This window comes from Achromobacter sp. 1L-A-4-B-C2, assembly GCF_057291955.1.
In genome coordinates this window covers 283,977-306,273 of record NZ_JBXAWP010000004.1, presented here as the reverse complement: position 1 = coordinate 306,273, position 22,297 = coordinate 283,977, and the positions used below count along the sequence as shown (strand labels likewise).

General features: G+C 65.3%; 20 protein-coding genes and 1 tRNA gene. 14 read left to right on the top strand and 7 right to left on the bottom strand.

Annotation, left to right across the window (positions count from 1 at the left end; all coding sequences use genetic code 11):
- Window positions 1-23: 23 nt before the first annotated feature.
- The 3 genes from AC0Z35_RS20045 to AC0Z35_RS20035 form a co-directional block, all read right to left on the bottom strand.
- Window positions 24-1,637, bottom strand: coding sequence for an ABC transporter substrate-binding protein (locus tag AC0Z35_RS20045; protein ID WP_485132564.1), 1,614 nt, complete (start codon window positions 1,635-1,637; stop codon window positions 24-26).
- 407 nt (window positions 1,638-2,044) lie between these two features.
- Entirely contained in the window at window positions 2,045-2,278 is a 234-nt protein-coding gene (locus tag AC0Z35_RS20040) for a hypothetical protein (protein ID WP_046806611.1), read from the bottom strand.
- A 121-nt stretch (window positions 2,279-2,399) separates the two neighbouring features.
- Window positions 2,400-3,260: an NAD(P)H-hydrate dehydratase gene (locus AC0Z35_RS20035; RefSeq protein WP_319307150.1), complete on the bottom strand. Its 861-nt coding sequence runs from the start codon at window positions 3,258-3,260 to the stop codon at window positions 2,400-2,402.
- A gap of 112 nt (window positions 3,261-3,372) precedes the next feature.
- Here AC0Z35_RS20035 and AC0Z35_RS20030 point away from each other — a divergent pair, with 112 nt between their 5' ends.
- Window positions 3,373-4,206 carry an enoyl-CoA hydratase/isomerase family protein gene (locus AC0Z35_RS20030; protein WP_046806609.1) on the top strand — a complete coding sequence of 278 codons (834 nt, stop codon included), beginning with the start codon at window positions 3,373-3,375 and terminating at the stop codon, window positions 4,204-4,206.
- A gap of 54 nt (window positions 4,207-4,260) precedes the next feature.
- Here the strand turns inward: AC0Z35_RS20030 and AC0Z35_RS20025 are convergent, their stop codons facing one another.
- Complete coding sequence (locus AC0Z35_RS20025; RefSeq protein WP_485132563.1) at window positions 4,261-4,998, bottom strand: enoyl-CoA hydratase-related protein; 738 nt, start codon at window positions 4,996-4,998, stop codon at window positions 4,261-4,263.
- Window positions 4,995-5,966: an NAD(P)H-dependent flavin oxidoreductase gene (locus AC0Z35_RS20020; RefSeq protein ID WP_485132562.1), complete on the bottom strand. Its 972-nt coding sequence runs from the start codon at window positions 5,964-5,966 to the stop codon at window positions 4,995-4,997. The genes AC0Z35_RS20025 and AC0Z35_RS20020 overlap by 4 nt, the downstream gene beginning before the upstream one ends.
- A 222-nt stretch (window positions 5,967-6,188) precedes the next feature.
- Between AC0Z35_RS20020 and AC0Z35_RS20015 the strand changes: the two genes are divergently transcribed.
- From AC0Z35_RS20015 to AC0Z35_RS20000, 4 genes are all read left to right on the top strand, one after another.
- Complete coding sequence (locus tag AC0Z35_RS20015; protein ID WP_046806606.1) at window positions 6,189-6,812, top strand: TetR/AcrR family transcriptional regulator; 624 nt, start codon at window positions 6,189-6,191, stop codon at window positions 6,810-6,812.
- A gap of 51 nt (window positions 6,813-6,863) precedes the next feature.
- Window positions 6,864-8,012, top strand: a complete 1,149-nt coding sequence (locus AC0Z35_RS20010; protein WP_046806605.1) for an acyl-CoA dehydrogenase family protein — start codon at window positions 6,864-6,866, stop codon at window positions 8,010-8,012.
- Between the two features lie 206 nt (window positions 8,013-8,218).
- Window positions 8,219-9,448 carry a CaiB/BaiF CoA transferase family protein gene (locus AC0Z35_RS20005; RefSeq protein ID WP_046806604.1) on the top strand — a complete coding sequence of 410 codons (1,230 nt, stop codon included), beginning with the start codon at window positions 8,219-8,221 and terminating at the stop codon, window positions 9,446-9,448.
- A gap of 93 nt (window positions 9,449-9,541) precedes the next feature.
- Window positions 9,542-11,065, top strand: coding sequence for a 3-hydroxyacyl-CoA dehydrogenase (locus tag AC0Z35_RS20000; protein WP_120153614.1), 1,524 nt, complete (start codon window positions 9,542-9,544; stop codon window positions 11,063-11,065).
- A gap of 172 nt (window positions 11,066-11,237) precedes the next feature.
- Here AC0Z35_RS20000 and AC0Z35_RS19995 read toward each other — a convergent pair whose 3' ends face one another.
- Complete coding sequence (locus AC0Z35_RS19995; RefSeq protein ID WP_485132561.1) at window positions 11,238-12,209, bottom strand: c-type cytochrome; 972 nt, start codon at window positions 12,207-12,209, stop codon at window positions 11,238-11,240.
- Window positions 12,210-12,440: 231 nt separating this feature from the next.
- Between AC0Z35_RS19995 and AC0Z35_RS19990 the strand changes: the two genes are divergently transcribed.
- Together AC0Z35_RS19990 and AC0Z35_RS19985 are read left to right on the top strand one after the other, a co-directional pair.
- A tRNA-Arg gene (locus AC0Z35_RS19990) sits at window positions 12,441-12,515 on the top strand.
- Between the two features lie 295 nt (window positions 12,516-12,810).
- On the top strand, window positions 12,811-14,898 hold the full coding sequence (locus AC0Z35_RS19985; protein ID WP_485132560.1) for a TonB-dependent siderophore receptor: 2,088 nt from the start codon (window positions 12,811-12,813) through the stop codon (window positions 14,896-14,898).
- A gap of 245 nt (window positions 14,899-15,143) precedes the next feature.
- Here the strand turns inward: AC0Z35_RS19985 and AC0Z35_RS19980 are convergent, their stop codons facing one another.
- Window positions 15,144-15,389 carry a hypothetical protein gene (locus tag AC0Z35_RS19980; RefSeq protein ID WP_006217094.1) on the bottom strand — a complete coding sequence of 82 codons (246 nt, stop codon included), beginning with the start codon at window positions 15,387-15,389 and terminating at the stop codon, window positions 15,144-15,146.
- A gap of 196 nt (window positions 15,390-15,585) precedes the next feature.
- On the opposite strand from AC0Z35_RS19980, the gene AC0Z35_RS19975 reads away from it, so the two are divergent.
- The 7 genes from AC0Z35_RS19975 (at window position 15,586) to AC0Z35_RS19945 (ending at window position 22,287) form a co-directional block, all read left to right on the top strand.
- A complete protein-coding gene (locus AC0Z35_RS19975) occupies window positions 15,586-16,710 on the top strand; it encodes a cupin domain-containing protein (RefSeq protein ID WP_046806600.1) in 1,125 nt (374 codons plus the stop codon).
- 90 nt (window positions 16,711-16,800) lie between these two features.
- The gene (locus AC0Z35_RS19970) at window positions 16,801-17,712 is read left to right on the top strand and encodes a fumarylacetoacetate hydrolase family protein (RefSeq protein WP_120153622.1); all 912 of its coding nucleotides are present in this window, start codon (window positions 16,801-16,803) and stop codon (window positions 17,710-17,712) included.
- A gap of 48 nt (window positions 17,713-17,760) precedes the next feature.
- A complete protein-coding gene (locus AC0Z35_RS19965) occupies window positions 17,761-18,954 on the top strand; it encodes an ABC transporter substrate-binding protein (protein ID WP_205571600.1) in 1,194 nt (397 codons plus the stop codon).
- The gene (locus tag AC0Z35_RS19960; RefSeq protein WP_046806597.1) at window positions 18,951-19,865 is read left to right on the top strand and encodes a branched-chain amino acid ABC transporter permease; all 915 of its coding nucleotides are present in this window, start codon (window positions 18,951-18,953) and stop codon (window positions 19,863-19,865) included. The genes AC0Z35_RS19965 and AC0Z35_RS19960 overlap by 4 nt, the downstream gene beginning before the upstream one ends.
- Window positions 19,862-20,848, top strand: coding sequence for a branched-chain amino acid ABC transporter permease (locus tag AC0Z35_RS19955; protein WP_046806596.1), 987 nt, complete (start codon window positions 19,862-19,864; stop codon window positions 20,846-20,848). Before AC0Z35_RS19960 ends, AC0Z35_RS19955 begins: the two co-directional genes overlap by 4 nt.
- On the top strand, window positions 20,838-21,608 hold the full coding sequence (locus AC0Z35_RS19950) for an ABC transporter ATP-binding protein (RefSeq protein WP_046806595.1): 771 nt from the start codon (window positions 20,838-20,840) through the stop codon (window positions 21,606-21,608). Before AC0Z35_RS19955 ends, AC0Z35_RS19950 begins: the two co-directional genes overlap by 11 nt.
- Window positions 21,595-22,287, top strand: coding sequence for an ABC transporter ATP-binding protein (locus AC0Z35_RS19945; RefSeq protein ID WP_046806594.1), 693 nt, complete (start codon window positions 21,595-21,597; stop codon window positions 22,285-22,287). Before AC0Z35_RS19950 ends, AC0Z35_RS19945 begins: the two co-directional genes overlap by 14 nt.
- Window positions 22,288-22,297 lie beyond the last annotated feature (10 nt).

Sequence of the window (22,297 nt, the reverse complement as noted above, 5' to 3'; positions counted from 1 at the left end):
TTTTCTGGTTCAGACGCGGTGGATCACTTCTTGTTGGGCGTGACGGACGTGGCCAGGGTGTACTGGTCGCGGCGGCCTTCGTAGGTGATGCCCTTGCGGAAGGCCCAGATGCTGCTTTCGAAGTGCAGCGGGATCAGCGGCACGTTGTCCAGGGCGATCTGGGTGGATTCCTGCAACAGCTTTTCGCGCTTGGGCGCATCCACCGTCACGATGGCCTGCTTGTAGACCTTGTCGAAATCGGCATTGGAGAAGCCGCCGTAGTTGCTGGTGCCCAGGCTGTTGGGCGAATCCAGGGACGCAACCCACAGCTGGAACAGCGCCGAGGCTTCACCCGTTTCCGCCGGCCAGCCGCCCATCGAGAAGCTGAACTCGCGCTTGGCGCGCTTGGGGAAATAGATGGATGCCGTCATGGCGTCCACGTGGGTCTTGATGCCGACGCGGGCCAGGTATTGCGCCACGGCCTGTGCGACCTGGCCGTCGTTGACGTAGCGGTCGTTGGTGGACGACAGCGTCAATTCAAAGCCGTTCGGGTAGCCGGCTTCGGCCAGCAGCTTCTTGGCGCCTTCGGGGTCGTACTTGATTTCCGGAGCCTTGGGCAGCGCGCCGAACATGCCGTCGGGCATGAACTGGTAGGCCGGGGTGGCCATGCCGTCCATGATGCGGGCAGTGATGGTCTTGCGGTCGATGGCCATCGAAATCGCTTTGCGCACGCGCAGGTCCTGCAGCGGGTTCTTGCCGTCGGCGCTCTTGACGAACGGGCTCGGGTTGCGGGCCACGTCCGGCTGGAAGAACACCAGGCGGGTGGACGGCGTGGCCACAAAGCCGAACTTCGGGTTGTCCTTCAAGCGCGGCAGGTCACGGGCGGCCGGGTTTTCGATCATGTCGAAGTCACCCGACAGCAGGCCGGTCAGGCGCGGGCCGGCGGACGGCACCGGCACGAACTTCACTTCCTTCCAGTACGGCTTCTCGCCCCAGTAGTTCTCGTTGCGGACCAGCTCGATGCCGGTGCCCTTCACGTAGGACTTCAGGGTGTAGGGGCCGGTGCCGATGGAATCCTTGCCGTTGTTGAAGTCGGCAACCGTGGGCCACGGGCCCGTCACGCCGCAACCCTTCTTGGGGTCGAATGTCAGCTTGCCGTGCTCGACAATGCCGTTCCACACGATGGGCAGCGAGCGGGCCAGCTCGGCGGGCATCAGCGGGAACGGCTCGCCGGTCTTGATGATGACGGTGTGCGCGTCGGGCGTTTGCACGTCCGTGATGCGCTTGGTCATGTCCATGTAGGACTGCGACACGTTGGTTTCGTTGTTCAGCGTGCGGCAGATGGTGAACAGCACGTCTTCGGACGTGAACGGCTTGCCGTTCGAGAACTTGACGTCGTCGCGCAGCTTGAATTCCCAGGTCAGATCGTCCAGGTTCTTCCAGGACTTGGCCAATTGAGGCGTCAACTTCATGTCGGCGCTGCGACCCACCAGCGAACTGTAGACGTGCGCGGAGAACGCGTCGTTCTGCGTCATCTTGTGATAGTGGGGGTCCGCCGAAGTGGGTTCGGCCGACAGGCCGATCTTCAGCGTCTGGGCTTGGGCGGCTGCCAAGGGAATGGCGGCGGCCACAAGGGCCAGGGTGGTGCGCAACTTCATGGTGACAACTCCGGAGGAATAACGAACCGGATCGTGCCTGCGCGAAAACCACCAAGGCCAGGGTGGACACAGCGTGTCGACCGCAAGAGAAGCTTGGGAGGGGGAAGGCGCCAGGCACGACGGCAAGGGGCCGATTATCGGTAGGGGCTTCGCGCGCTGTCAATGAAGAACGGCGAACAAGGCGCTAGGGAAAACGCCGAGAAGAGGGGGGTGGCGCTGGGCCAAAGAGGGCGCCGCGGGGGTCCCCGTTGCAGATCACGGGAACCGGCGCGGCGCGAAGGCGCCTGTGAGGGACGGCGCCAGATACTCGTTGCCGGGGCGCTTGGCTGGCAAGCGGGCCGTGCAACGACAGCGCGCCGGGCGAAATCGCGGGAGATCGTCGCGATTTCAGCCCAGCGCGGCTGTTTTTACCACTGCGAGCCGGAGAAGCGCGAGCTGGCGGCGCGGGCCTGATTCATCGATTCGTTGACTTCGTCGATGAAGGCGAACACGCCAGCGACAGCGGCGATCACGGCTTGGCCGGCCTTCTTCAGGCTGGTCAGCGGGTGGGAATTGGGTTGGTTTTCCAGGGCGCCGCGCAGCAGGTCGCGCTCCAGCGCGTCGGTCAGGCGGGCAGTGCTATTCAGGGTCAGTTCAGTCATGGTCTTTCTCCAGTCCGTTTCGTCTTGGTGAAAACCATTATAGGGATAACCCTAGGGGCGGCGCAATGATTGTTTTAGGGAAAACCCTAGTATGTTGTAAAAATGTTTATTTGACGGGGACTTAGCGGCCATTGCGCAGGGCGCGGGCCGCGTTTGGCAGCTCCGAGGCGGTCAGGCCAATCGGGCCGACACCGGCGGCCACCAGCGCATCCGCCGCCGCGCCATGCAGCCAGACGGCGCCGGGCACGGCTTGGTCTTCGAGCAGATTCTGCGCCAATAAAGATCCCAGCATTCCCGCTAGAACGTCGCCGGTGCCGGCGGTGGCCAAACCGGGATTGCCGCTGGTATTGATCCGGATGCCGCGAGACGGGTGGCAGACCACCGTGCCCGCGCCTTTCAGCACCACCCAGCATTGATAGCGCTGCGCCAATTTCCAGGCGGCGCCGGCGCGGTCGGCCTGAACCTGGGCCGCGGGGATGCCCAGCAGGCGGCCGGCTTCGGCAGGGTGCGGCGTCAGCACAACCGGGCCGGCGCCCCAATTGGGCTGGATGCCGCCGCAGGCCAAGAGGTTAAGCCCGTCGGCGTCCAGCACCAGCGGGGTTTGGTGCCGCAGCACGAACAGTTCCGACAGGGCGTTGGCCGCCAGCGCGTCCGTGCCGATCCCGCAGCCCGCTACCCAGGCGGTCACGCCCCAGTCGGTGTCCAGCAGCGAACGGGCGTCGCGCAGCATCAGTTCCGGCTGGTGCGGGTCGCAGGCCATCGGCGACGTTTCCTGTGCAAAGCCCACCAGCACCTTGCCGGCGCCGGTCAACAAGGCAGCGCGGGCGGCAAGCAGCGCAGCGCCTGTCATGCCGTGGCCGCCGCCCACCACGCCGACCGTGCCGAAGCTGCCCTTGTGCGTGTCGGCTTCGCGGGGGGCGAACAGGGCGGGCAGGCTGGCGCGGTCGATGGGGGCGCCGGCGGTCGGGGCGGGGGTGTTCATTGGCTGAGGCTCCTGTGGACAAGCGGCGGGGCGGCGTTCGTGTATCCACTATAGTGCGCAAAAACATGCCGGCTCGTACGCCCGGCAGCCCCTGACAACCCCGGAGTAGACAATGACCGATATCACGCTGCAACACTATTCAGCCTATGAATCCCTGAAGCTGCGCCGGCACCCCGGCGGCGTGCTGGAGCTGATCATGGGCGCCAAGGGCGGGCAGCCCGGCAAGCTGTCCACGGCGGATGACCGCATGCACCGCGAACTGGCGGACATCTGGCGCGACATCGACACCGACCCCGACACCCGTGTCGTGGTGATCCGTGGCGAAGGCAAAGGCTTTTCGGGGGGCGGCGACCTGGAGCTGGTGCAGCAGATGGCCGACGACTTCGACGTGCGCACCCGCGTCTGGCGTGAAGCGCGCGACCTGGTCTACAACATCATCAACTGCAACAAGCCCATCGTGTCCGCCATGCACGGCGCGGCGGTGGGGGCGGGGCTGGTAGCCGGCCTGCTGGCCGACATCTCGATCGCGGCGCGCGACGCCCGCATCATCGATGGCCACACCCGCCTGGGCGTGACGGCGGGCGACCACGCCGCCATCGTCTGGCCGCTGCTGTGCGGCATGGCCAAGGCCAAGTACTACCTGATGCTGTGCGAAACCGTGACGGGCGAAGAGGCCGAGCGCATCGGCCTGGTGTCGCTGTGCGTCGATGAAGCCGATTTGATACCCCGCGCCTTCGAGGTCGCCAACAAACTGGCCGCCGGATCGCAGACCGCCATCCGCTGGACCAAGTATTCGCTGAACAATTGGCTGCGCATGGCCGGCCCCAGCTTCGATACGTCGCTGGCGCTGGAGTTCATGGGGTTTGGCGGGCCGGACGTGAAGGAAGGCATCCAGTCCTTGCGCGAACGCCGGGCACCCAATTTCCGGCCTGATTCGCCGTTTTGATGCGGCGCGGGAAGATCGCGACCTTGATCGGCCCGCAATCCCCCGCCTGGCCCGCTATTTCTTGAAGAACTTCGCAAACGCCGCCTGCGCCTCTTCGGTTTGCAGGCGGGCGCGGAATTGCTGGGCTTCGTAGTCCAGCGTTTCCTGGATGGCCAGGCGATCCGCACGTTTCATCATGGCCTTGGTCAGGCGCAAGGCAGCCGGCGGTTGGCGGGCCAGGTCGGCGGCCGTGGCCTGTGCGGCGGCCAGCGCCGCGCCTGCCGGTGTGACGCTGGTGGCCAGACCCGCCTCGCGCGCGTCCTCAGCCGAAAACGCCTTGCCTTGCAATAGCCATTCGGCGGCGCGCCGGCCCGCCAGGCGCGGCATCAGCAGGCTGGACGCGCCCTCGGGGCACAGGCCCAGCGCCACGAACGGCATGCGCAGCGTGGCGCCCTGGCCAATATGGACAAAGTCGCAATGCTGCAACAGGGTCACGCCAATGCCGATCGCATAGCCCTCGACCGCCGCGATCACCGGTACCTCGGCCGTGGACAGCGCCCGCAAGAACGTCAGCCCCGCGCTATCGCCCGCGCCGCGTTCCGCCTGGAAGTCTCGCAGGTCATTGCCCGCCGTGAAATGCTGGCCCGCGCCCGTCAGTATCACCGCTGACACGGCCTGATCGGCGCTGGCCAGCGACAGCTGCTCGGTCAGCGCGGCGTAGGTGGCCGTGTCCAGCGCGTTGCGGCGGTCCTGGCGGTCGATGGTCAGCGTCAGTACCGCGCCGTCGCGGGCGACTTTCAGCCCCGCGCTCATGCGAACGACCTGCCTTCCAGCTGCGCCTTGGCCTGGGCATATTCGCGGCGCAGCGTGGCGACGATTTCGCGCGTGGGCAACACGCTGGCGATGCCGCCCACGCCCTGGCCCGCGCCCCAGATGTCTTTCCACGGCTTGACTCGCGACGATCCAAAGTTGGAGGCGCCGCTGTCCGGCTGCGGCAGGTTGGTGGGGTCCAGGCCCGAGGCGGTGATGCTGGCCTTCAGGTAATTGCCCGGGATGCCGGTGAAGAATGGCGTGTACAGAATGTCGGACGCGCTGGCTTCGACGATGGCGGATTTGTAGCCTTCGCTGGCGTTGGCTTCCTGGCTGGCGATAAAGCGCGTACCCATATAGGCAAAGTCGGCGCCCATGGCCAGCGCCGCCAGCACGTGCGCGCCGGACGTGATGGCGCCGGACAGGATCAGCGGGCCGTCATAGAAGCGGCGGACTTCGGACAGCAGCGCAAAGGGGCTGAGCGTGCCGGCGTGGCCGCCCGCGCCCGTGCACACCAGGATCAGCCCATCGACGCCCGCTTCCAGCGCCTTTTCGGCATGGCGCAGCGTGGTGACGTCGTGAAAAACCTTGCCGCCCCAGTCGTGCACGCCTTTGACCAGGTCGCCGGGGGCGCGCAGGCTGGTGATGATGAGCGGCACGCGGTGGCTGGCGCAAACGGCCAGGTCCTGCTCCAGGCGGTCGTTGGACTGGTGAATGATCTGGTTGACCGCAAACGGCGCCACGACGGCGCCGGGATTGGCTTCCCGGTGTGAGGCCAAGCCGGCCTGGACCTCATCCAGCCAATCGGTCAACAGGCTTTGCGGACGCGCGTTCAGCGCGGGGAACGAACCCACGATGCCGCTCGTGCACTGCGCGATCACCAGTTGCGGGTTTGAGACGATGAACATGGGGGCGCTGATGACCGGCAGGGACATCTGGCCATACAAATCTGTCACGAGAGAGTGGGGCATAGCGTCGTCGCGTTGTGTCCAGGTCAGTCCAGAAAGGGCTTGCCCGCAAGCACTCGGGCACCAAAAAAACCATCTTGAGCCCAAAAGGCGGATGTGCCTATAATTACCTACCGACCGTCCGGTAATTAATTAATCTTTATTTAACGGCATGCGCCGAACCGCTGTCAATGCAGGGTCATCCGACCCGCGCGCGGTTCTCGGCGCAAGTCTCCAAAGGCTGTCATGGCGACCTCCGCCCCTCCTGTTCAGAAACGCGCCCGCGCCGGCCGTCCGCCCACGCTGGTGGCGCCCCGCGAACGCATCCTGGAAGAAGCCGCCAAGCTCTTCGCCCAAAGCGGCTACGACGGCAGTTCGGTGTCGGACCTGGCCGCCGCCATCGGCGTGTCCAAGGCCGCCATCTATCACTACTACACCACCAAGCAGGACATTTACGACGCCATCATCCTGGGCGTGTTGAATGGCCTGACTCAAAGCGTCGGCCAGGATGTCGCCGCCGCGCAGGGCGCCGCCGCCCGGCTGCGCGCCTTCATGGTGGGTCACGCCCGCTACTTCGAACAGCACCACGCCGAATTCGTCACGATGCTGATCGGCTATTCCGGCATGGCGCTGCCCGAGCGCGAAGACGCCGCGCGCCTGCGCGATGGGTACGAAAAGCGACTGCGCGAAGTCATCGCGCAAGGCGTGGAGCAGGGCGTGTTCCGCCCGCTGGATGTGGCCGCGACCGGCCGCGCCGTGCTGTCCATGCTGAATTGGATGGTGCGCTGGTACAAGCCCGGCCAGGGCGACAGCGCCGAGACCATCGCCGACGGTTATTTCGATTTACTGGTGGGCGGCATGCGCGCCTGACGCACGGCCACCGACCCTCTGCCTGCTTATCCATCTTCTGAGACTTGCACCATGGCCCTCGACACTGAAACCCTGAACCTGTTGCTGGACGCCGTGCACCGCTTCGTGCACGAACGCCTTATTCCCGCCGAAGACGAACTGGCCACCAGCGGGCAGGTGCCGCCGGACATCGTCAACGAAATGCGTGAACTGGGCCTGTTCGGCCTGTCCATTTCGCCCGACTTCGGCGGCCTGGGCCTGACGATGGAAGAAGAAGTGCGCGTGGTGTTCGAGCTGGGCCAGACCTCGCCCGCCTTCCGTTCCCTGGCGGGCACCAACATCGGCATCGGCTCGCAAGCCATCGTGTTGGCGGGCACGGACGAACAGCGCGCGCGCTACCTGCCCAAGCTGGCCAGCGGTGAATTGATCGGATCGTTCGCGTTGACTGAGCCGGACGCCGGTTCCGACGCGATGGCGCTGCGCCTGTCGGCCGAGCGCGACGGCGACAGCTATGTGCTCAACGGCACCAAGCGCTACATCACCAACGCGCCCATCGCCGGCCTGTTCTCGGTCATGGCGCGCACTGCGCCCGAACGCCGCGCCAATTCCATTTCGTGCTTTTTGGTCGAAGCCGGCACGCCCGGCCTCATCATCGGCAAGCCCGACAAGAAGATGGGCCAGGCGGGCGCCTTGACCAGCGATGTCGTGTTCGACAACTGTCGCGTCCCGGCCAGCGCCTTGCTGGGTGGCGAAGAAGGCAACGGTTTTCGCACGTCGATGCGCGTGCTGGACAAGGGCCGGCTGCATATTTCGGCGCTGTGCGTCGGCATTGCCGACCGCTTGCTGGCCGACGCGGTCAAGTACGCCATGGAGCGCAAGCAGTTCGGCCAGCCCATCGCGGAATTCCAGCTGATCCAGGCCATGATTGCCGACAGCCAGGCCGAGCTTTACGCCGCCCGCTGCATGGTGCTGGACGCGGCCCGCATGCGCGATCGTGGCGAGAACACGACCATGCAGGCCGCCTGCTGCAAGCTGTTCTCGACCGAGATGGTGGGCCGCGTGGCAGACCGCGCCGTGCAGATCCATGGCGGCGCGGGCTACATGTCGGAATACGCCGTTGAACGCTTCTACCGCGACGTGCGCCTGTTCCGCATCTTTGAAGGCACCTCGCAGATCCAGCAGCTGGTGATCGCCCGCGAAACGATCAAGGCGCATTCCTGAGCGTTTTCCGCCTGGAAATCCGGTCATAGTGTCCAAACAGCTAATATCCGGATTGACGAATGGTGCCGCGGGCGCGACCCTAACGGTCCGCGTCCGGGTATGACGCGCCGGCGGCCTGATCCGCCGGCATGACGGAATTCCAGTCTGGCTTCGCGCGTGGCCGCAAGCCGGACGTTTTCATTTCTCATCTAGCGAAAAGACTACAGATGTCGCAACGTCCCGCTCCCCTTACCGGCATACGCGTGCTGGATTTGACCCGCGTGCTGGCGGGCCCCTGGTGCACCCAGAACCTGGCCGACCTGGGCGCCGAGGTCATCAAGATCGAACGGCCCGGCTCGGGCGACGACACGCGCGCGTGGGGGCCTCCGTATCTGAAGGACGAAGCGGGCAACGACACCACGGAAGCCGCCTACTACCTGTCCGCCAACCGCAACAAGATGTCGGTGGCGCTGGACATTGCCTCGCCGCGCGGTGCCGAGCTGGTGCGGGAACTCGCCCTGCAAAGCGATATCCTGGTGGAAAACTTCAAAGTAGGCGGCCTGAAGAAATACGGCCTGGACTACGAAAGCCTGAAGGCCATCAACCCGCGGTTGATCTATTGCTCGATCACCGGCTTTGGCCAGACCGGCCCGTACGCCAGCCGCCCCGGCTATGACTTCATGATCCAGGGCATGGGCGGCCTGATGAGCATCACAGGCGAACGCGACGACCTGCCCGGCGGCGGCCCGCAAAAGGCCGGCGTGGCCGTGGCCGACCTCATGACCGGCATGTATTCCACCGTGGGCATCCTGGCCGCGCTGTTGGAGCGCGCCAATAGCGGGCTGGGCCAGCACATCGACATGGCGCTGCTGGATTGCCAGGTCAGCATGATGGCCAATCAAAACCTGAACTTCATGACCTCTGGCGTGGCGCCCCAGCGCGCGGGCAACGCGCACCAGAACCTGGTGCCTTACCAGGTGTTCGCGGCATCCGACGGCCACTTGATCGTGGCGGTGGGCAACGACAGCCAGTTCCGCAACTACTGCGGCGCCATCGGTCTGCCCGAACTGTCCGCGGACCCGCGTTTTTCCACAAACCCGCAGCGCGTGAAGAACCGCGCCGAACTGGTGCCGCTGCTGGCCGAGCGCATGGCCACCGGCGCGCGCGACCACTGGCTGGCCGCGCTGGAAGGCGTGGGCGTGCCGGCCGGCCCCATCAATACGCTGGACCAGGTCTACGAAGACCCGCACGTGCTGGCGCGCGAAATGAAGCGCGAACTTCCGCATCCGGCTGCCGGCAAGGTGCCGATGGCGTCCAGCCCCCTGAAGTTCTCCGACAGCCCGGTTCAATACCGCCGTCCGCCGCCCATGCTGGGCGAGCACACCGCGCAGGTGCTGGCGGAGAAGCTGGGATTGTCGGCTGAAGAAATCCAGGCGCTGGCTCAAAGCCAGCCCTGATCGCGGCGGGCGGCCAGGCGCCGCCCGCTTGCCGTGCGCCATGCCGCGGCGCGCACCACCATTCCAATACCCAATACAGGCAGGAGAGAGTTGATGACGGAGATTCAAACCATCGGCGTCGTGGGCGCCGGGGCCATGGGGCGCGGCATCGCGCAGATCGCGGCGCAAGCCGGGCTGCGTGTGCGCCTGTACGACACCAGCGCCGACGCCGTGACGGCCGCGCGCGAATCGTTGCGCCAGACGTGGGACAAGCTGGCTCAAAAGGGCAAGCTGACCGCCGCCGACGCACAAGCCGCGCTGGAACGCGTGGAAGCCGCCACCGCGCTGACCGATATGTCGGCCTGCCAGTTGGTGGTGGAAGCCATCGTTGAACGCCTGGACGTCAAGCGCGACCTGTTCGCCGCCCTGGAAGGTGTGGTCTCGGAAGACTGCATTCTGGCGTCGAACACGTCGTCGCTGTCCATTACCGCCATCGCGGCCGCCTGCAAGCACCCGCGCCGCGTGGCCGGCTATCACTTCTTCAACCCGGTGGCGTTGATGAAGGTGGTGGAAGTCATCGACGGCCTGCGCAGCGCGCCCGAGGTGGGCGACGCGCTGGCCGACTTGGCCCGCCGCATGGGCCATACGCCCGTGCGCGCCAAGGACATGCCGGGTTTCATCGTCAACCACGCGGGCCGTGGCATGAACACCGAAGGGCTGCGCGTGGCCCAAGAGGCTGTAGCCACGTTTGCCCAGGTTGACGCCGTGATGCGCGAGCAGGCCGGCTTTCGCATGGGCCCGTTCGAACTGCTGGACCTGACCGCGCTGGATGTGTCGCACCCGGTGATGGAATCCATCTACCGCCAGTTCTTCGACGAAGCGCGCTTTCGTCCGTCGCCCATCACCACGGTGCGTTTGGCCGGTGGGCTGATCGGGCGCAAGGCCGGCGAAGGCTTCTATGTTTACGCCGACGGCCAGAAGCAAGTGCCCGCTGAACCGCCGGTGCCGGCCCTGCCCGCCGGCCTGAAGGTGTGGGTCAGCCCCAAGCACGCGGAAGGCTACGCACGTGCATCGGCGCTGGTTGAAAAGCTGGGTGCCACGTTGGTGACGGGCGCATCGCCCGATGCGGACGCGTTGATCATCGTCACGCCGTTTGGCGATGACGTGTCGACGACGGTGTCGGCACAAGGCCTGAACGCCGGCCGTACGGTCGGCCTGGACGCGCTTTACGCTTTCGATGGCGCCAAGCGCCGCACCCTCATGGTGTCGCCCGCCACCGAAGCCAAATGGCGCGACGCGGCGCATGCCCTGCTGGCCGCCGATGGCGTGCCGGTCACGGTAATCGAGGACTCGCCGGGCTTCATCGCCCAGCGCATCGTGGCGATGATCGTCAACATCGCCAGCGATATCGCGCAGCAGCAGATCGCCACGCCGGAAGACATCGACAAGGCCGTGACGCTGGGCTTGGGCTACCCCGTGGGCCCGCTGGCGCTGGGCGACAAGCTGGGCGCGGACCGCATTCTGGAAATCCTGAAAAGCATGCAGCGCGTGACGGGCGATCCGCGCTATCGCCCCAGCCTGTGGCTGCAACGCCGGGTGCAGCTGGGCATGTCGCTGTTGAAATCGTCGGCGGAATAAGCCGCGGCGACGGCCCGGCGTTCCGGCGGTCCGGCGGTCTGGCGTTCCGGCGTCTCGGCGTCCCGGCGTCGCCCTTACCCGTAACGCAGCCATAAAAAAGCCCCTTGAATGTTCAAGGGGCTTTTTACTGTCCGGGTCATCCGCATCGCGGCTCCGGCGACATACGCCGGGATTACTTGGCGTGATCCACCATGTACTGGACGGCGGCGCGGATGTCTTCTTCCGAGGCATTGGCGGCGCCGCCCTTGGGCGGCATCGGCGGCTTGCCTTGCATGGCGACCTTCACCATGGCGTCCATGCCGGTCTTGATGTAGGGGTCCCAGGCAGCCTTGTCGCCGAACTTGGGCGCGTTGGCCACGCCGGTGGCGTGACAGGCGAAGCAGACGCTCTTGTAGAGCTTTTCGCCAGCCGGGTTAACGGCGGCGGCCTGTTGCGGGGCAGCGGCAGGAGCCGGCGCCGCGGGCGCCGCTGCGGTCGGGGCAGGAGCGGCGGCGGGAGCCGGGGCTGCGGGGGCTGCGGCAGCTGCGGTAGCCGCAGCACCGGCAGCCGGCGCTGCGGCAGCCGGCGCTGCGGCTGCCGAGGCTGTGCCCGTCGCCGGGGCGGCGTCCGCTTCCTTCTTGGCGCCTTCTTCCGCCGGAGCGGCGGGTTCAGGCAGCGAGGCGCCCGACTTGTTGGCCATATAGACCACCGCGCGCGCCACTTCGTAGTCGGACAGCGTCGGGTTGCCACCCTTGGCCGGCATGCCGCCCTTGCCGTGCAAGGCCACGTTCAACATGGTGTCGTAGCCCGACTTGATGAACGGCGCCCAGGCGGCGTTGTCGCCCACCTTCGGAGCACCGGCCACGCCGGCGGTGTGACAGGCCGTACAGACCGCCGCAAAGACCTGCTCGCCCGTCTTGAACACCTTGGGCGCGTTGGCGTCCACAAGCTCGAACCCCGCAACCGGGGCGATGCGCTTGGTGACCGCTTCAGGGGACAGGGAATCCGAGCCGGCTCCGGTCTTGGTACCGGAGACCACCATGTTCACCAGCAGAATGATGATGGCGATGGGGATCACGAAAGACAGGACGATCGTGACGACCAGTTGCTTGGGGGTCTTGATGGGGGAGGAGTGCTCTTCTATGTGTTCCTGCTCGTTGCTCATGACCAAATCCTGCTAACGGGTGGGGCGCCTGGCGGCGGCAACAGAAAATCAGTAACTGCACAAATCGGCGGACAAGTCGGGCATCCGCCTGCAAGCAAACGCTGGATTATATAACGGTGTCAGGGACGAGCGTCCAATGCATCTGACCGGGTTTTCGATGAGATTGGCGGAAGATTTGACCCACTTCATGCAGCCTATCGAAAACTAGGTACAATGTCGCCTCCTTGCGCTGCGCCCGTAGTTCAATGGATAGAATGAGAGTTTCCGAAGCTCTTGATACAGGTTCGATTCCTGTCGGGCGCACCATCAAAGTGCACAGTGCTTGTGTACTTCCGCAGTAGCCCCTTCGCCTTTCCCGCCGCTTTACCCCCCCTCGCAATTTTCCATCCCGGCTTTCGTACGTTTGCATCCTGCCTGCCTGCCTGCCGCTGCCGCAATGCCGCACATGCCACGCATCCGGCCCGTTGCCATGTTGTGAAAAGTGGACATCACGCCCCATTACATTTTTGAGAATGCGAATCGATTTCATCGATAGTAAGATCGCGCCACTTGAAAATTCTCGGATCTTGGAATGCGGCGCGTCATCTTTTCAGCTTGTCTTTTGAACACGGCGGTTCCGCTGGCGGTGGCCGACGAAGCCGGCACAACATCACCCGTTCAGCTTGAGGCGGTCAGTGTCTACGGCGATGCCGAGCGTGCCGACGGCCCGGTGATCGGCTATCGGGCCACGCGTTCGCTCAGCGCGACGCGTACCGACACCGCGCTGCACGACGTGCCGCAATCGATCACCGTGGTGCCCCGCGACGTCGTCGAAGACACCAATGCAACGCGCCTGGAACAAGTGCTGGATTACGCCGGCGGTGTCGGCCGCGCCAACAACTTCGGCGGGCAGGGGCTGACCACCGTCACCGTGCGCGGATTCACCACCGGTGAGTACTATCGCAACGGCTTTCCCATCAATCGCGGCTATCCCAACGCGCCTGACTCCTACACGCTTGAACGGCTGGAAGTCATCCGGGGGCCTAACACCAGCCTGTACGGCCGGGGAGACCCCGGCGGTACCTTCAACGTGGTGACCAAGCAGCCCGAGGCGGAATCGCGCGTAACGGTGGGCACGCAAGTCGACACGCATGGCATGCGCCGCGCCACTATCGACGCCACCGGCGCGCTGAATGAAGACGCTAGTTTGACCTATCGCGTCAATGCGCTGGCCGAAGGCGGCGACAGTTTTCGTGATGACGTCAGCACCGAACGCTATGGCATTGCGCCCGTGATCAGCTGGCAACCCAGCGCCGCCACCCGCATCACGCTCGAAGCCGAGGTGATGCGCAACAACCATCCGCTGGACCGTGGCCTGACGCGTTATCCCAACCAGACTCAACGCGCCTCGCGCGACACCAACGTCTGGGAGACAGGCACCGACAACAAGCTGCACAACGACAACAACGTGGTGCAGTTGCGCTTCGAACACGCGTTGAACGACAACTGGAAGCTGGGCGGCGGCGCGCAATGGCTGGACGGCACGCTGAAAGGCAACGCTGTGGAAGCGAACGCCTTGCAGGCCGACGGCCGCACGCTGGGCCGCAACTTCAATTACCGCAAGCTGGACTGGACGGACCGCGACGTCCAACTGAACCTGACCGGCAACTTCAATACGGGCGGCCTGCGCCACACGCTGCTGACCGGCATCGAAGTCGAAGACTACGATTACCAGTCCATCATCCGGCGTTCGGCCGCGGGCGCCGCCGCTTATCCCATCGATCTGTACGACCCCGTGCTGGGCCAGCCACGCCCCGCGTTGACGCGCATCACCACGCACGACAAGGAAAATCTCAAGACCTGGGCCGCCTTCGTGCAGGACCAGGTCGCGCTGACCGACCGCTTCAAGGTGCTGGCCGGGCTGCGCTTTGAACGCTTTGAGCACACCTACCGCGACCGCCTGCCCGCAGGCGCCAGTTGGCGCACCACGGATACCGCCGTCACGCCGCGCTTGGGTGTCATCTACGACCTGACCGACACGCTGGCCGTCTACGCCAACACGGCGCGTTCGTACAAGCCGAACACGGGCGCCGACCGGCAAGGCAATGGGTTCGATCCCGAACAGGGCAAGTCATTTGAAGTAGGCGCTAAATGGGAATTGCTGGACCGCCGCCTGAGCGTCGACGTGGCCGCCTACCAGATCGACAAGAAAAACGTACTGACGGTAGACCCCGCCGACCCGACCTACCGCGTGGCGGCCGGCAAGGTGCGCAGCCGTGGCATCGATGTGAACGTGGCGGGCAATATCACGCGTGAATGGCGGGTAATTGGCGGCTATTCGTATGTGGATGCCAAGGTCACGGAAGACAACACGTTGCCGCGTGGCACGCGCCTGGCCAACATTCCGCGCAACACGCTAAGCCTGTTGAACATGTACGAATTCCACGAGGGCCCGGCGCGTGGCCTGGGCCTGGGCGCGGGCGTGCGCTATGTGGATGACCGCGCCGGCCAGACCGTGGCGTCTTCCTACAACATGGGCGCCTATGTGGCGGTGGACCTGTACAGCTTCTACCAGGTCAACAAGAACCTGCGGGTGAACCTGGACGTGACGAACGTGTTCAACCGCAATTACGACGAAGGCGCGTTCAATACTTACGTATATCCCGGCGCGCCGCGCACCGCGCAACTGGGTGTCAGCTACACGTATTGAGGCGGGGCGCGCGCGTGTCATGGGGCGGACCGGAGGCTGCTCGCCCCAAGACGTGCGCCCCAAGACGTGCGCCCCATGACGCACGCCTTATGCAGCGCGCCTTATCCAGCACGCTGGCCCAGCGCCTTCCCGGGCAAGGACGCCGCACGCCATGACGCCGGTGTCGGGCAACGCGTCAAAGAAATCGACGCGTTGCCGACTCGTGGCCAGACGTTGCCACGGCGGGCGTGGCGATACGGCCCGCCTTAATCATCCAACGACGGCACCGTGCCGATTTGCGTCAGGATGCGCGGCGATTCCATATCGCCGGTTTCTTTGTCTATCCACACTTCGTAGGCCGCGACCCCCGCGAATTTGGACGCCATCGAATTAGCGATTCGGATGGCGCCGAATTCGCTGCTGGCCGGACGGATTTCCCCAGGCGCCACGCCGTTGGCGGCGGCGCGATAGGGGACGACGATGTACTGAACAAGATGAGCGGCTTCTGACACAGGATTCTCCCTGGACGACAGTTTTTTGGGCGAGCGAAATGTATCACGTCGCACTGTGTTTTTGTACAGTATTTCGCAGCGTCACACCAACTAATTCTGTCGCGGCGGGAAAACCCCTAGCGCGCAATCGTTGCCCGGATTTCTTGCCACCTCTATTATTTTCGAAAATCTTCACGGTTTTATAAAAGAGGCAGCGATGGAAGCGAACCGGTACGACGCCTATCGAGAAGACACCGCGGGCCGAGCCAATGTGGCCGATTCGCCCGAACGCATCGCCTATTACCAGGAGCTTGCCCGCCTGGAAACCGGCGCCTTGTGGACCGTGGCGAACAAGATCGAGCCCTGGGCGCCGCGCTCGGCGTCGGTGCCCGTGGTGTGGCGCTACCGGGACTTGCGCGGACATGTACTGCGGTCGGCCGAATTGGTCTCGCCTGAAGAAGCGGGCCGCCGCGTCATCTATCTGAACAACCCCGGCCGACGCGATGTGGCCGCCGCCGTGGGCTGGCTGTATTCCGGTCTGCAAGTGATGCAGCCCGGCGAGCTGGCCTCGGCCCACAAGCATTCCCATTCCGCGCTGCGTTTCATCATGGAAGGGCAGGGCGCGTACACCGTCGTGGACGGCCACAAGATGACGCTGGGCGCGAACGACTTCGTGCTGACGCCCAACGGCACCTGGCACGAACATGGCGTGGCCGAAGACGGCACCACCTGCATCTGGCAGGACGGCCTGGATATCCCGCTGGTCAACGCGCTGGAAGCCGGCTTCTACGCCGTGCACCCCGACCTGAACCAGACCGTGACCTATCCCGTGGACGATACCAGCGCCGCCTGGGGCAACGCCGCCTTGCGCCCGCAGGTATCCGGCTGGACGAAACCTTATTCGCCCCTGTTCAAGTACGAATGGGAACCCACCTACGACGCCTTGCGCCGCTACGCCCGCACCACCGCCGGCAGCCCCTTCGACGGCATCCTGCTTGACTACGTCAACCCCGCCACCGGCGGGCCGGTGATGCCGACCATCGGCGCCAGCATGCAGTTGCTGCGGCCGGGCGAACACACCAAAGCGCATCGGCATACCGGCAGCTTCATCTACCAAGTGGCCAAGGGCAGCGGCTATTGCCTCATCGACGGCAAGCGCTATGACTGGACCGAACGCGACATCTTCTGCGTACCGTCCTGGGCCATCCACGAACACGTCAACCTGTCTTCCAACGATGACGCTTGCCTGTTCTGTTTCAACGACCTGCCCGTCATGCGCGCGCTGGGGCTGTACCGCGAAGAAGCGGTCAAGGAAAACGACGGCCATCAAATCCTGAGCTAGCGCCGCGCCACCTTCACATCAAATTTTCATCCGCCGCGCGGGCCTGGCCCGCGCGCCTGGCTCAACACGTCTTGAATCTATGGAGTTCCTATGCGCTTGGTGACTTTTCGTGCTCATCCCACCGCCGCCGCCCGGCTTGGCGCGCTGGCCGACGGCTATGTAATTGACCTGGCCTTGCTGGGCGAGGCGGGTGGGGTGGACCTGCCCGACGACATGCTGGCGTTTATCGACCTGGGGCCGGTGGCCGTGTCGCAGGCCAGCCGCCTGATGGATGCCTATCGCGGCGAATGGCCCGTGGGCACGGCGCTGCCGCAGGAAAACGTGAAGCTGCTGGCGCCCATTCCGCGCCCGCGCAAGAACATCTTCGGCATCGGCTTGAACTATGTGGAACACGTGGCCGAATCCAGCCGCACGCTGGACACGTCGGCCGACCTGCCCAAGCAGCCGGTGATCTTCTCCAAGCCGCCCACCACCGTCATCGGCCCGGGCGAGGCCATCGAGCACAACGCCAAGATCACGCAGCAGCTGGACTGGGAAGTGGAACTGGCCGTGATCATGGGCCGTCGCGCCTCGCGCGTGGCCGAGGCCGATGCGCTGTCGTACGTATTCGGCTACAGCGTCATGCTGGACATGAGCGCGCGCGATTGCCGCCGCGCCGGGCAATGGATCTATTCCAAGGGCCAGGACACCTACGCGCCCTTCGGGCCGTGCATCGTCACCGCCGACGAAATTCCCGACCCGCAGGTGCTGGACTTGTGGCTGACAGTCAACGGCGAAAAGAAGCAGGGATCGAACACGCGCCACATGCTGTTCAAGGTGCCGTTCCTGATCGCGGACATCAGCGCCGGCATCACGCTGGAGCCGGGCGACATCATTGCCACGGGCACGCCCGAAGGCGTGGGCGCGGGCCGCAAGCCGCAGGAATGGCTGTGGCCGGGCGACGTGGTGGTGGCGTGCGTGGAAGGCATCGGCACGTTGCGCCATCCGGTCGTGGCGGTCTAGCTCACGCCCGGCCGACGAGGCGGGCAACGCAGTCTTCAAGGGGAAAACATGATCAAGAAACAGAAACTGGGCGGCATTGCCGCCGCGTTGTCCGTCGCGCTGGGCGCGGCCTTGTCGATGAGCGCCGCGCGCGCCGCCGACCCCGTCAAGATCGGCTTCATCGCCACCTTGTCCACGCCGGCCGGCTACATCGGTGAGGACGAGCGCGATGCCTTCAACCTGGCCATCAAGCAGGGCGGCGGCAAGCTGGGCGGCGTGCCGGTGCAATTGGTGATTGAAGACGACGGCCTGAAGCCCGCCAACGCCAAGCAGGCGGCGGACCGCTTGATCCAGTCGGGCGTGAAGCTCTTTACCGGCGTCAACTTTTCCAACGTGCTGGCCGCCGTCGTGCCCAGCGTGGTGAAGTCGGGCGGGTTCTACGTCAGCCTGAACCCGGGGCCTTCGAACTTTGCCGGCGAGAAATGCGACGCGAATTATTTCGTGGCGTCCTACCAGAACGACGCCTTCCACACGGCGGGCGGCGTGGCGGCCAATGAACTGGGCTACAAGCGCGTGGTGCTGCTGGCGCCCAACTACCAGGCGGGCCGCGACGCCATCGAAGGCTTCAAGCGCACCTACAAGGGCGAAGTGGTTGCCGAGATCTACACCAAGCTGGATCAATCGGATTTTTCGGTGGAGCTGGCGCGTGTGCGCTCGCTGTCGCCCGATGCCATCTATCAGTTTCACCCGGGCGGCACCGGCATCAACTTCGTCAAGCAGTACGCGGCGGCGGGCCTGAACAAAAGCATCCCGATGCTGATGCCCAGCTTCTCGATGGACGCGCGCATGATCCAGGCCACCGGCGACGCATCGCTGGGCTCGTACACCACGGGCATCTGGTCGCAGGACTTCGATAACGCGCCATCGCAAGCCTTCGTGAAAGCCTTCAGGGAAGCCTACGGCCGCGTGCCGACGGACTATGCGATGCAGGCCTATGACACGGCGCAGCTGATCGGCGTGGGCCTGAAAGCCACCGGCGGCGACTTGTCCAAGGTGGATGCCTTCCGTTCCGCGTTGCGCAAGCCCGACTTCACGTCGCTGCGCGGCAAGTTCAGCATGAACACCAACCAGCATCCAATTCAGGACCTGTACTTGATGCGCATCGAGAAGGACAGCGCGGGTGTGCTGGCGCCGCATCTGGTGCGCAAGCTGGTGGCCGACGATAAGGACGCCTATGCCCAATTCTGCAAGTTGCCATCATGACGCTTCTGTTCGAACAGCTGCTTAACGGCTTGCAGTTCGGCGCCATGCTTTTCATGCTGGCGGCCGGGCTGACGCTGATCTTCGGGATCATGGGCGTGGTGAACCTGACGCACGGGTCCTTCTACATGGTGGGTGCGTACTGCGCGGCCTACGCCATCGGCACCACGGGTTCGTTTCTGGCGGGTGTGCTGGCCGCGTTGCTGGGCGCGGGGCTGTACGGCATATCGGTCGAGGTGCTGGTGATCCGCAAGCTGTACAAACGCGATCACCTGTACCAGGTGCTGGCCACGTTCGGGCTGCTGCTGTTTTCGAACGAGGCGGTCAGCCTGATTTTTGGCCGGCGTCCGCCGCTGGTGGGCATCCCGTCTTTCCTGGAAGGCGCGGTGACGCTGGCGCCCGGTTTTCAGTATCCGGTGATCCGCCTGTCGTTCATCGCCATCGGCGCGCTGGTGGCGGTGGGGCTGTGGTGGCTGGTCAACCGCACCCGCATCGGCATGCTGATCCGCGCGGGCGCGGATGACCGCGAAATGGTCGACGCGCTGGGCGTGGACATTCGCAAGCTTTACACGCTGGTGTTCGGCCTGGGCGCGTTGCTGTGCGGCCTGGCGGGCGTGATGGCGGCGCCGCTGCTGGCCGTGGAAATCGGCATGGGCGAACGCATCCTGATCACCACTTTCGTGGTGATCGTGATTGGCGGGGTCGGCTCGGTGCGCGGCGCGTTGGCGGGTGCCTTGCTGGTGGGCATGGTTGACAGCCTGGGGCGTGCGTTTCTGCCGCAGTTGCTGTCCAAGATGTTCTCGCCCGCCACGGCGGACCCCTTGGCCGCCGGCATGGCGTCGGCCAGTATCTATGTGCTGATGGCGATCGTGCTGATCGCCAAGCCCGGTGGCTTGTTCCCGGCGCGAGGATGATGATGGCAAAGACACTTTCCAATCGCGCCCGCTGGGGCCTGGCCGGACTGACGGTATTGATCCTGCTGCCGGCCGGTGCGCTGGCGTCGGGCTCGCCCTTCTTGATCGGCGTGGTGACGCGGTTTCTGATCTACGGCCTGGCCGCCGTCAGCCTCGACCTGGTGATCGGCTACGGCGCCATGGTCAGCTTCGGCCACGCCATGTTCTTCGGCCTGGGCGGGTACGCGGTGGGCATCATCGCGTTTCACACGGCCGAAGCGGGGCCCATCTTCGGCTGGGCCGGCAGCAATGCCGCGCTGGTCGTGTGGCCCATCGCGCTGGCGGTGTGCGCGTTGGCGGGCTGGGTGTTCGGCTACCTGGCACTGCGCACGCGCGGCGTGCAGTTCATCATGATTACGCTGGCATTCGGGCAGATGGTGTATTTCATCCTGGTGTCGCTGCAATTCTATGGGGGCGACGACGGGCTGATGATTCCGCAGCGCAATGTGCTGCCCGGCATCAACCTGGAAAGCCCGCTGGTTTTTTACTACGTGTGCCTGGCGCTGCTGACGGCGTGGACGCTGCTGTGCATTCGCGTCACCAATTCACGTTTCGGCATGGTGTTGCAGGCGCTGCGCCAAAGCGAACGGCGCGCCCTGAACCTGGGGGTGGCGCCCACGCCGTATCGCCTGAGCGCGTTTGTGCTGTCGGCGGTGGGCACCGGGCTGGCCGGCGTGCTGTGGGCAAACTATGCCGGGCTGGTTACGCCCGACATGGCCGCGTGGACCAAGTCCGGCGAACTGATGGCGATCGTGATACTGGGCGGTGTAGGCACGCTGCTGGGGCCGATCGCGGGCGCGGCCGTGTTCCTGGGCCTGGAACAGATGCTGTCGTCGCTGACCGAACATTGGCTGCTGTACATGGGGCCGATCCTGGTGCTGGTGGTGCTGTGGGGCCAGAAGGGGTTGTTCGGAAAATTGCTGGAGACGCGCCATGCCGACTGACGCGCAAGACTGCCTGCTGCGGCTGACTCAACTGCGCAAGGCCTTTGACGCGGTGGTGGCCACCAATGGGGTGGACCTGGATGTGCGGGCCGGCGAGATCCACGCCATCATCGGCCCCAACGGCGCGGGCAAGTCCACGCTGATCGCGCAGATCTGCGGCGAAATCCGGCCCGATTCCGGCACCATTCATCTGGACGGGCGCGACGTCACCGGACTGCGTGCCTTTGAACGCGCGCGACTGGGGCTGGGGCGGTCGTTTCAGATCACCGAGCTTTGCCACGAATACACCGCGCTGGAAAACGTGATCCTGTCGCGCATGCTCAAGGGCGGACGCGCGTTCGGCGCGTGGTCCGACCCGCGCCGCGACGCGGGTTTGAAAGCCGAAGCCATGCAGTGGCTGACGCACGTGGGCCTGGCCGAGCGCCGCCATGTGCGGTCCGCCGATCTGGCGCATGGTGAAAAGCGCCAGCTGGAATTGGCGGTGGCGCTGGCGCGGTCGCCACGGTTGTTGCTGCTGGACGAGCCGATGGCCGGCATGGGCCCCGAGGAATCGGCCCGCATGACGCGGCTGCTGCAAGGCATGAAGGGCGACTACGGCATCTTGCTGGTGGAACACGATATGGACGCCGTCTTTGCGCTGGCCGACCGCATCAGCGTGCTGGTCTACGGCCGCGTGGTGTTCAGCGGGCCGCCCGACGAGGTGCGCCGCCATCCGGAGGTGCGCGCGGCCTACCTGGGAGAAGAACATGTTGAAGGTTGACGGCCTGACGGGCGGCTACGGGTCCAGCAAGGTGCTGTTCGGCATGTCGTTCGAAGCCAGCGAGGGCGAAGTCATTTCGCTGATCGGGCGCAACGGCATGGGCAAGACCACCACGGTCAAGACCGTGATGGGCATGCTGCCGGCTACCGGCGGCGCGGTGCAGTTCCGGGGGCAGACGCTGGGGCGGTCCGCGCCCAGCACGGTCGCGCGCCTGGGGGTGGGGCTGGTGCCGGAAGGGCGGCGGGTGTTCGGGTCGCTGACGGTGCAGGAAAACCTGGTGGCCACCGCGCGCGCCGCGCCGGGCGGCTGGGACCTGGACCGCGTGTTCACGCTGTTTCCGCGCTTGAAAGAGCGGCGCGCGCAGTCCTCGCGCACGCTGTCGGGCGGCGAACAGCAGATGCTGGTGGTGGGCCGCGCGCTGATGACCAACCCCAAGCTGCTGATCCTGGACGAGGCCACCGAAGGGCTGGCGCCGCTGATCCGCCAGGAAATCTGGCGTTGCCTGCGCGCACTGAAGTCCGAAGGCCAGACCATTCTGGTCATCGACAAGAACCTGCCCGAAATGGCAACGCTGGTCGACCGCCATTACATCGTCGACAAGGGCCGCGTGGCCTGGTCGGGCAAGCCGGCCGAGCTGTCGGCGCAGCCCGAGTTGGCGCAGCGTTATCTGGGAATATGAGGCCGCCGCG